General features: G+C 58.1%; 10 protein-coding genes. 3 read left to right on the forward strand and 7 right to left on the reverse strand.

The window, feature by feature from the left end; genetic code table 11:
* Positions 1 to 95: 95 nt before the first annotated feature.
* Genes ALO64_RS09960 through ALO64_RS09970 form a run of 3 tightly spaced genes read right to left on the reverse strand, consistent with a single transcriptional unit; the run spans position 96 to position 3,691 of the window.
* Positions 96 to 674, reverse strand: coding sequence for a cob(I)yrinic acid a,c-diamide adenosyltransferase (locus ALO64_RS09960; protein ID WP_044343937.1), 579 nt, complete (start codon positions 672 to 674; stop codon positions 96 to 98).
* A 15-nt stretch (positions 675 to 689) separates the two neighbouring features.
* Positions 690 to 2,726: a sensor histidine kinase gene (locus ALO64_RS09965; RefSeq protein ID WP_044343938.1), complete on the reverse strand. Its 2,037-nt coding sequence runs from the start codon at positions 2,724 to 2,726 to the stop codon at positions 690 to 692.
* 44 nt (positions 2,727 to 2,770) lie between these two features.
* Positions 2,771 to 3,691, reverse strand: a complete 921-nt coding sequence (locus ALO64_RS09970) for a putative 2-dehydropantoate 2-reductase (protein WP_044343939.1) — start codon at positions 3,689 to 3,691, stop codon at positions 2,771 to 2,773.
* 169 nt (positions 3,692 to 3,860) lie between these two features.
* Here ALO64_RS09970 and ALO64_RS09975 point away from each other — a divergent pair, with 169 nt between their 5' ends.
* Positions 3,861 to 4,340 (forward strand): YajQ family cyclic di-GMP-binding protein, encoded by a 480-nt coding sequence (locus ALO64_RS09975; protein WP_002555031.1) that lies wholly within the window; start codon positions 3,861 to 3,863, stop codon positions 4,338 to 4,340.
* A 126-nt stretch (positions 4,341 to 4,466) separates the two neighbouring features.
* A complete protein-coding gene (locus ALO64_RS09980; protein WP_044343940.1) occupies positions 4,467 to 5,303 on the forward strand; it encodes a mechanosensitive ion channel family protein in 837 nt (278 codons plus the stop codon).
* Between the two features lie 60 nt (positions 5,304 to 5,363).
* On the opposite strand, the gene ALO64_RS09985 is transcribed toward ALO64_RS09980, so the two are convergent.
* From ALO64_RS09985 to ALO64_RS09995, 3 genes are read right to left on the reverse strand one after another with little or no spacing between them, the layout of a single operon-like run.
* Entirely contained in the window at positions 5,364 to 5,696 is a 333-nt protein-coding gene (locus ALO64_RS09985) for a hypothetical protein (RefSeq protein ID WP_044343941.1), read from the reverse strand.
* Between the two features lie 28 nt (positions 5,697 to 5,724).
* The gene (locus ALO64_RS09990) at positions 5,725 to 7,275 is read right to left on the reverse strand and encodes an AmpG family muropeptide MFS transporter (RefSeq protein ID WP_044343942.1); all 1,551 of its coding nucleotides are present in this window, start codon (positions 7,273 to 7,275) and stop codon (positions 5,725 to 5,727) included.
* A gap of 54 nt (positions 7,276 to 7,329) precedes the next feature.
* Positions 7,330 to 7,686 (reverse strand): MGMT family protein, encoded by a 357-nt coding sequence (locus tag ALO64_RS09995; protein WP_044343943.1) that lies wholly within the window; start codon positions 7,684 to 7,686, stop codon positions 7,330 to 7,332.
* 164 nt (positions 7,687 to 7,850) lie between these two features.
* On the opposite strand from ALO64_RS09995, the gene ALO64_RS10000 reads away from it, so the two are divergent.
* A complete protein-coding gene (locus tag ALO64_RS10000) occupies positions 7,851 to 8,858 on the forward strand; it encodes a DUF481 domain-containing protein (RefSeq protein ID WP_002555026.1) in 1,008 nt (335 codons plus the stop codon).
* A 53-nt stretch (positions 8,859 to 8,911) separates the two neighbouring features.
* Here ALO64_RS10000 and ALO64_RS10005 read toward each other — a convergent pair.
* On the reverse strand, positions 8,912 to 9,597 hold a 686-nt coding region (locus ALO64_RS10005), incomplete at its 5' end, for an SDR family oxidoreductase (RefSeq protein WP_054991707.1).

Genomic DNA, 9,597 nt, shown 5'->3' on the forward strand with positions numbered 1-9,597 from the left:
GCGTCGCCCGGTCCGCTCCCCACAAAAGCCCCTACGCTTCAACGTGAAAACGCCCCACGTCACAAATCTGCGCCGCGCAGCCATTCGGATGCTCATCAAACCGGCTTGGGCGCGGGCTGCCAGAGTATTTCCGCGATGCCCTGTCTTCTGGCGATCAACCGAGCTGCGACGAACAACAAATCCGACAGCCTGTTGATATACGCCAGCCCGGCGCCTTCCAGTGGCTCGACCGCATTCAAATGCTGGCAACGGCGTTCGGCACTGCGCGCCAGGCTGCGGCAGATGTGCGCTTGAGCGATCAGTGATGAGCCGCCTGGCAAGATGAAATTTTCCAACGGCCCCAGCTCTTCATTCCACACATCGATTGCCGCTTCCAGCCGCTCAACCTCAGCGTCCTTCAGCGCTTTGTAAGTCGGCATTGCCAGTTCGCCCCCCAGATCGAACAGCCGATGCTGGCAAGGCGCGAGCACCTCGATCACTTCGTTGAGAGCCGGCACGCTTTTGGCCTCATCGATCAGCCCGACCAGCAACAGGCCGAGCTGGCTGTTGAGCGTATCGACCTCGCCAATGGCCTCGACGCGCGGATGATCCTTGGACACCCGTCGACCGTCGCCCAGACCGGTCTCTCCGGCATCACCGGTGCGTGTGTAAATCTTCGACAAACGAAAGCCCATTGCTGCGATTCCTGATCAAGACTTGGAAATAACCTGCTGCTGAACGCTTACCTGGTTGGCCACCAGCGGTAGACGCAGCGTAAAGCAGGTGCCTGTGCCGAGAGAGGAATGCACCTCCATCTGGCCTTTATGATTATTGGTAACAATGAAATACGACACCGACAGACCCAGCCCGGTGCCCTGGCCGATTTCCTTGGTGGTAAAGAACGGTTCGAAAGTACGTTTTCGGACGTTTTCGGACATGCCGATGCCGTTGTCCTCCACCTGAATTTCGGCCCAGGGCGGGTTGAGACGGGTACGCAGGATGATGCGTCCAGGCTCCTCGCTCTCCGGGCGCTGGTGAATGGCCTGGGCGGCGTTTTTCAGCAGGTTCAGCAGCACCTGCTCCAGTTCGTTGGCGATGCACGGTACCGGACCCAGTTCCGGGTCGAACTGACGGATGATGTGCTGGCCCTTGAAGTCGAAACCGACGGTAAGGTCAAAATCGTTGCTGGCAATTTCCACTGCCTGATCGATCAACGCCGGCAAGTCGCAGGCTGACAGCTGACGACTGCTCAAGCGACTGAAATTGAGCATGTGGCTGACAATCTTTGCTGCCCTGGCACCCGCTTGCTGGATGCCATCGAGCAGTTTTGGTACTTCGCGGCTTTCCAGATAATGATTGACCTGCGCCAGATCGATACCGTCGGCTTCGGCCTGCTCTATGTTCTTCGGCAGTTCCGGGGACAGACGCCGCCTGATGTTCTGCACATTGTGCAGAATGGCGCCCAACGGGTTGTTGATCTCGTGGGCCATGCCCGCTGCCAGACCGCCGACAGACAACATCTTCTCCGACTGCACCATCATTTCTTCCAGCGATATACGCTGGGTGATGTCATCGATACGGATCACCACGCCACGCCCGGCATCGCCGGTCAGCGGGTAGAACGTCAGCGCATAGTGGCCCGACTCGTCGTTTTTGATCCAGGTCACGCGCTCGATCTTGGTCACGCTGTGGCGCTCGACGGTGTGCTTGATTTGCGGCAGAAACGATCGCATCGGCTCGAAGGCCAGAAAGATCGGCTGGTTCAACGCTTCGTCCAGCGTGGTTCCGGACAGCGCTGTCGCCTCCTGATTCCACTGGGTGACGTACAGCTGCTCGTCCAGCGCGATCATCGCCGAGGGCATCGAATCAATGATGCTGTTGAGGTAGTTCTGAAAGCCGGTGAGCTTCTTCTCGATCTTGCTGCGCACCTGGACTTCCAGTTCCAGTTTGCGGTTGGTGTGGCGGGTTTCCTCGGCCAGCCCCTGTGCTTGATCGTAAGCTTCCTGGGAGTTATCTCGAGCGCGCTTGAGTTGTTGCTCACGCGCTTCGATACGCGACAGCATGGTATTGAATGCCTCGGCCAGACTGCCGATTTCATCCTCGTTGCCAGGCTCTGCGCGCAGTGCGTAGTTTTCTTCGCGGGTGACCTGCCGCGACAGTTCTTCCAACTGATAAATGGGCTCTGTGATCAAGCGCCGGATCTGTCGTGCTACCACCAGCCACAGCAACACGCTGAACACCAGAATGCCCAGACTCGCGGTCAGTGTGCCGGTGTAGAACGCGGGAGGCAGCTCGCTGCTGGCAACCAGTAACATGTGCCCGGGCGGTTCGTCGCCTTTCGGTACGGTAATGACCTGCGTGCTGCGAAACTCGGTAAGCCGCCAGCTTTCGAGGTCCTTGTAGTGCCTGGGCAGTTGCAGGCCCTCGCCCTGTTGCATCTGCTCAAGTCGCTCTCCGTCGTTGTCGTATATGGCCGCTGCACGTAGCGGGCCGTAGCTTTTGAGTTCCTTGAGCAAGCCACGCGCATCGGCAGGCGAGTTCAAGGCGCGCTCGTTGAGATTGGCGCTGCTGATCAGACGGCCAATGGTCTGCAGGGCCTGCGGGGCCATCGCTTCCTGAGAAATGTAATAAGCCGCGCTGATGAAGGTCAGGTTCGCAACCAGCAGCACGGTGGTCATCAGGACCAGCAGGGCGGCCAGCAGTTTCTGACCTACCGGCAGGTTTTCCAGGCGTTGGCGCAAAGGCATTGGGAAGGTCGCAGTGACATGTGATGCGAGCAGGGTAGCGCGCGCTAGTCAGTACGCAAACCCTTGTGTGCCAGATGTGCTGTCAGACGTGTCTGCAATTGCTGCAGGTGTGCTGCCGGACAGCGATGACGCACGGCTGCCGCACACGCGTAACCCAGCAGGTAGTTGATTTCGGTGCGTCGCCCGTGAAGCACGTCCTGGTACATGGATGAGTAATTGGCGGCGGTCGCATGAATGACCCGCAGCACTTCAGCATGCAAGTCAAGCGCTGCCGCTGGCTGGCCGCAGCGGCCCAGCAAATCGCTCAGCTCGGCGCACAGTGTTGCGACCTCGCAGGCGTGCTCGAGCAGGCCACCATTACGGCAGTCGTGCAGGACCGTCAGCGGGTTGATCGCGCAGTTCAGGGCCAGCTTGCGCCACAGCCGCGTCAGGATGTCCGGTGTCCATTCGTGGGGAATGCCACTGGCGTGCAAGTCCTGCAGAAGTGCGGGTGCCGTCGGGTTCGATACATCGCCAAGCCAGTTGAAACCGTGGCCAGCGAACCTGACACGCCAGTCCGACTCCAGAAACGCGCCTTCAGTGCTGGAGGCGAACACGCAGCGGATGTGGGGGATTCTTTCAGCCACAGCGTCCTGACTGCCCAGGCCGTTTTGTAGCAGGATGACGTCGGCATGCGCCGCCAGACGCGGTGCCAACTGCGCAACAGCCTGCTCAGCGTCGTAGGCCTTGCAGGCGACCAGCAGCCGCTCGATGGGTTGGTGATGTTCGGCGGTCTGTGCTTCGACCGAGTACGTGTGGGCGATATCGTTTTCGACCAGTGTTACGCAACCGCCACTGGTGTTATACGCCGCCAGCCGTTCAGCATTGCGAAGAATCAGCCGCACCGGCAGACCTGCGCGCGCCAGTCGCGCCGCCCACAGAGTGCCCAGACTTCCCGCGCCGAGAACATGCCATGTCACCGCCATCAGTGAGGCACGTTAAGGCGTTGAAGCGGTCTGCTGAAGGTGAAAACAAGGATGTGCATGAAAGGCTCACAGTGAATGCAGGAAAAGTCTCGTTATAATGAGCGTTCTTTCAAACCGTCAAGTCACGCGTGCCCGAATCGTGCGCACGCCGTTTATCTGGAGAACATACATGCCCTCGTTCGACGTAGTGTCCGAATTGGATAAACACGAAGTCACGAATGCCGTCGACAATGCCATCAAAGAGCTGGACCGTCGCTATGACCTCAAAGGCAAAGGCACGTTCGAGTTCAAGGAACTGACTGTCACGCTGACCGCAGAAGCAGACTTTCAGCTGGAGGCCATGATCGAAATCCTCAAGCTGGCGCTGGTCAAACGCAAGATCGACGCAAAATGCCTCGAGATCAAGGATGCCTACGCTTCGGGCAAACTGATGAAGCAGGAAGTCACCCTGCGCGAAGGCATCGACAAGGAACTGGCGAAAAAAATCGTCGCTCATATCAAAGAAGCCAAGCTCAAGGTCCAGGCCGCCATTCAGGGCGAGCAGGTGCGGGTTACCGGCAAGAAACGCGACGACCTGCAAGAAGCGATCGCAGCGCTGCGTGCCTATGATTCGGGCATGCCGCTGCAATTCAACAACTTCCGCGACTAATATTTTATTTGCACTGAAAGCCGGGGAACCCTGCGTCCCCCGGCCAGTCCGAAGCGCCTTGAGCATTGAAATGACGGCAGGCCGCCGTGGTTTCGATGGCAGTTCATGGCGGGTAAGGAGATAACGATGGATTTAAACGCAGAAGTCGGTCATCTGTGGCAAGCGTCGCAGGCCTGGATTCCGATGATCATGGAGTACGGCAGCCGCTTGCTGCTGGCAGTCGTAACGCTGTGTGTGGGCTGGTGGCTGATCAACCGGCTGACCGGAAAACTGGGCGCGTTGCTGGCCTTGCGACACGCCGATCTGGCCTTGCAGGGCTTTGTCAGCAACCTGGCCAACATCATTCTGAAAATCCTGCTGGTGGTCAGCGTCGCATCGATGATCGGCGTCGAAACCACCTCGTTCGTGGCCGCTATCGGTGCTGCCGGCCTGGCGATTGGTCTGGCATTACAAGGCAGCCTGGCGAACTTCGCGGGTGGTGTGCTGATTCTGTTGTTCCGTCCGTTTCGCATCGGTGACTGGATCGAAGCCCAGGGTGTGTCGGGAACTGTCGACAACATCCAGATCTTCCACACCGTGCTGCGCACCGGCGACAACCGTACCGTGATCATTCCCAACGGCAACCTGTCCAACGGCATCATCACCAACACCAACACCAACCGACAGCCGACCCGCAAGATCACCTTCGACATCGGCGTCAGCCACGATGCCGATCTCAAGAAGGCCTTGCAGGTCCTGCTGGACATGGCCGACGACCCGCGCGTACTCAAGGACCCGGCCCCACAGGCCGTGGTGGCAGCGCTGGGGGAGAACGCAATTACCTTGTCCCTGCGTGTCTGGACCAGCAGTGGCGACATGGGCGACGTGACGTCGATGTTCAACATCGAAGCGCGCGACCGCTTGAAGGACGCAGGCATCGAGATTCCATTGCCGCAGCGGATTGTGCGGGTGGTTCAGGAATAGTGGTTTGTGCGGTATGAAAAAGCCCTGGCTTGTGAGAGTCGGGGCTTTTTTATTCGGCGATTACTGCAGGCTTATATTGGCCAGCGTGATGATAATGCCGATGCCCGCGACAGTGGCGGCTACTGCGTTGATGGAGAACACTGTGCGTATCTTTCTGGACAGTCTCCATGGCTTTACGGCGAATGCATAAATCATCAGAAAGATGATCGCGAAGATTTCAACCTGCGCGAGCAGCACTACGGCGCTGCCAAAAGCCATTGATCCGGAGAGGGCATCAGCATCTCGCGACAGATAATATGTCAGCAGGGTGCCGATGATGGGTAGCCAGATCCCCAGGCTGATAAGAATCAGTGGGATGGGGTTGAAAGGGCGTGTTTGGTTTTCGGTGTCCACTTTTTTTCCTTGATGAGTGATCCGGCGATCAGGGCTTCTCGATCTCTGAAACTGCTGTCGGTGCCTCGGCCTTCGCGGTGCGTATCTCGCGGCTCCATTGCAGGATGATCATCACCAGCGTTGGAATGCCCAGTAAAGCGGTGATCAGGAAGAAATTGTGATAACCGAATTTCTCCACCACCACGCCGGAATAACCGCCCAGCAAACGCGGCAACAGCAGCATGATTGAGCTGAGCAGTGCGTATTGAGTGGCGGAAAACTTAAGGTTGGTGAGGCTCGACAGGTAGGCGACAAACGCCGATGTCGCCAGCCCTGAGCTGAGGTTGTCCAGTGAGATGGTCAGGATCAGCATCTTCACGTTCGGGCCCATGTCCGCCAGCAACAGGAACAGGATGTTGGTCGCTGCCGAGGTGAAGCCGCCGATGAACAGGATCGGCATGATGCCGAAGCGTACGATCAGCAGACCACCGGCGCCAGCGCCCAGCAGGGTCATGATCAGGCCGAAGATCTTGCTGACACTGGCAATCTGGTCCTTGGTGAAGCCCTGGTCGATGTAGAACACGTTGGCCATGACGCCCATCACCGTGTCCGACATTCGATAGGTCGCAATCAGGCCCAGCAACAGCAGGGCCTGCCAGCGATAACGCATGATGAAGTCGTTGATCGGCGTAAGCACCGGTGCCAGCCCGCGACGACCCATTGACGACAGACAGGCGAAGGTCAGAAGCGTGTAGAGAATGGCGCGCAAGAAAGCCCGGTCTTCCAGCAGCAGGTCCATCCAGCTGGTGCCGTTGAACAGCACGCTGGCGAAGTCGGTGTTGTAAAGCTGGGTAAACATTGCCGGTACTGACACCAGTAACACGATCAGCACAAACACTGAGGCCAGTTGGTGAGTGAAGCCATAACGTGCTGCCGACAATTGCGTGCGCAACGGCACCGGCGGCTCACGCATGATCAGTGTAGTGACCAGCGCTGGCAGCATCAGCAGGCCAAACAGCACATAGGTGCCGGTCCACGCCGAATGCTTGTAGGCAAAGCCTGTGGAGCCGAAACCTTCAGCGAAGTACAGCGCGCCCGCGGTCGCCAGCAGTGCGGCCACCCGATAGCCGGACATGTAACTGGCGGCGAGGGCGGCCTGCTGGGTGTCCTGGGCGATTTCAAGGCGATAGGCGTCGATGGCGATGTCTTGCGTTGCGGAGGCGAAGGCCACTACCACGGCAATTGCGATCAGCCAGGACAAATGCTTCTGCGGATCGCAGAAACCCATGCCGATCAGGCCGAGAATCACCAGGCTCTGTGCAAGCACCAACCAGGAGCGCCGCCGCCCCAGCTTGCCCAGAAACGGCAGGCACCATTGGTCGAGTAAGGGCGACCAGACCCATTTAAAGGCGTAGGCAAGACCGATCAGGCTCGCATAGCCGATGGTCTCGCGAGCAACACCGGCTTCGCGCAACCACACGGATAAGGTCGAAAAGACCAGCATATAAGGCATGCCCGCAGCGAATCCGAGCAGCAGTAACACTAATGTCGACGGGCTGGCATATGCGGCGAGCGCGGCGCGCCAGGTTTTACGGGGCATGGGCTGGAATCTGCCTCAGGTTACGAAAACAAAGGGCGCACTCTAACCGCTGTGCTATACGGGACGCCAGCCATGGCGCTGCATATCCACCCGATTATTCCGAATGGTAATGCCCTCGGCGCGTAAACGGGCTCGCTGTTCGTCACCGGACACACTGCCAGCGGGCAGACTGAGCCGACCGCCGGCCCCCAACACCCGATGCCAGGGCAGGGAAGAGCCGTCCGGCAACTGACTCAATGTACGGCCCACCCAGCGCGCAGCTTTGCCCAGCCCTGCCAGTTCAGCCAGTTGACCGTAGGCGACCACTTTGCCCTCCGGTATTTGCGCCATCGTCAGGTAGAGGGCTGTACGTCGTATTTCAGTAGCTGACTGCTCGCCAGGGTAAAGAAGTGTCAAGTCCGGGTCGGTCACGCGTTTATCCTGTATAAAACGATATTGATTGTCGTTCGCGGAACTTTGGTTGATCGCTGCTGTCTGTTACCACCGTGTCCGGCGGTCCATGGATTGAGATTGCCTTGATGTTCTTCTGCAGGATGATGCCCGCCTTCCCGCCAAACAGAGCCTGATTACCGCTTATGTTGTCCAGAACCCTGCTGTGCCTCGCAATTACTACCGTTTCCACTCCATTGCTTGCCGACACTGTCTGGTTGAAGAACGGTGACCGGCTGACTGGCACAATCAAAGTGTTCGATGGTGGCAAGCTGCTATTGCAGACCGAATACGGCGGCGCTATTCCGTTGGACTGGAAGCAGGTCAAAACCCTGCAAAGCGATCAGCCACTGCTGGTAAAGCAGGATGAGCACACAGGCGAAGTCTCCAAGTCGTTGCAGGCTGCCGATGATGGCAAGGTCGTGCTGGCTAATGGCGATGCACCCAAGACCGTCGAACTGGCAAGTATCCATCAGATCATCAAGCCCAAGCCGGTTATCACTGATCTTGTCTGGAAAGGCAATATCGATGCGGCGCTGGATTTCCAGCAGGCAGAAAACGACACCAATGACTACAACATTGCCTTCAAGACTTCGGCGCGTCACGGTCAATGGCGCCATAACGCCAAAGGCGATTACAACCGCGAAACGACCGATGATGTGGTGGGCACCGACAACTGGAGCGCCGAATACTCGCTGGACCGCTTCCTGACCGAGAAATTCTTCTGGGATGCTCGTGTCACCTACAAGCGCGACAAGATCGAAGACCTGTCGCGTCAGCGTGTTGTCGGTACAGGTCCTGGTTACCAGCTGTGGGATGACGAGCTGGGAGCCTTCAAGGTCGGTGCGCTGCTCAACCGCACAGATTTCGAATTCTCCAATGGCCAGAAGGAAAACTTCTATTCGGTCGCAGGTACCTGGGATTACAACCGCTACCTGATCGGCAAGAAGTTCGAGTTCTTCAGCAACGGCGAGCTGGGCAAACCGTTAAGCGGCGTTGCCGATTACTCCATGGATGTCGAAGCCGGGCTGCGCTACAAGGTTACCGACTGGGCGTCGCTTAACCTGAAAGCCGAGAAAAACATCATCAGTGGCTCGGATAACGGCGACGTGGACAAGACCCGCTACACCGCCGGTTTCGGTGTGAGCTGGTAAACAATGTGGCGAGCGATGCACACCGTGTGCATCGTTCTGCCAGGATGCGTTGACTAGATTCTCATCGCGCCGTCCAGCTCCAGTATGCGGCCACTGAAATAATCGTTTTCAAGAATGTAAGCCACCGAGTGGGCGATTTCGTCGGGCTTGCCCATACGCTTGAGCGGGATGGCCGAGGTCATTTTCTCAAGTGCTTCGGGGCGCATGCTGCCGGTCATTTCGGTTTCAATGAACCCAGGTGCCACGCCCGCCACGCGGATTCCGTAGCGTGCCAGTTCCCTTGCCCAGGTAACGGTCGCGGCGGCAACGCCGGCCTTGGCTGCCGAGTAGTTGGTTTGTCCGATATTCCCCGCCCGTGAAATCGACGAGATATTGATGATCGCGCCCTGACTCTTCTGCTCGATCATTTTCGCCGCCACCTCGCGCGTGCAGAGGAATACGCCGGTCAGATTGACGTCAATCACCGATTGCCATTGCGCCAGGCTCAGTTTGGTCATCACGCCATCCTTGACCTTGACCAGCAGGCCGTCACGCAAAATACCGGCGTTGTTGACCAGGCCATGAATGGCCCCGAAATCCTCGGCGACCTTATTGACCGTGTCGACGACCTGTTCTTCATTGGCGACATTGCATAGATAGGCGCGAGCCTTGACCCCGAGAGCCTCACAGGCTACGACGGCCTGATCAAGTTTGTCCTGATTCAGGTCCAGCAGTGCCAGGTTCATGCATAGGAATTTCA

The sequence above is a fragment of the Pseudomonas meliae genome, assembly GCF_001400515.1.
In the GTDB taxonomy this organism is placed as follows: domain Bacteria; phylum Pseudomonadota; class Gammaproteobacteria; order Pseudomonadales; family Pseudomonadaceae; genus Aquipseudomonas; species Aquipseudomonas amygdali.

Excerpts from the sequence above, each read along its gene's own strand:
- ALO64_RS09980 (WP_044343940.1), top strand. The coding sequence starts at position 4,467 with ATGGATTTAAACGCAGAAGTCGGTCATCTGTGGCAAGCGTCGCAGGCC.
- ALO64_RS09975 (WP_002555031.1), top strand. The coding sequence starts at position 3,861 with ATGCCCTCGTTCGACGTAGTGTCCGAATTGGATAAACACGAAGTCACG.
- ALO64_RS10000 (WP_002555026.1), top strand. The coding sequence starts at position 7,851 with ATGTTGTCCAGAACCCTGCTGTGCCTCGCAATTACTACCGTTTCCACT.
- ALO64_RS09990 (WP_044343942.1), bottom strand. The coding sequence starts at position 7,275 with ATGCCCCGTAAAACCTGGCGCGCCGCGCTCGCCGCATATGCCAGCCCG.
- ALO64_RS09960 (WP_044343937.1), bottom strand. The coding sequence starts at position 674 with ATGGGCTTTCGTTTGTCGAAGATTTACACACGCACCGGTGATGCCGGA.
- ALO64_RS09970 (WP_044343939.1), bottom strand. The coding sequence starts at position 3,691 with ATGGCGGTGACATGGCATGTTCTCGGCGCGGGAAGTCTGGGCACTCTG.
- ALO64_RS09965 (WP_044343938.1), bottom strand. The coding sequence starts at position 2,726 with ATGCCTTTGCGCCAACGCCTGGAAAACCTGCCGGTAGGTCAGAAACTG.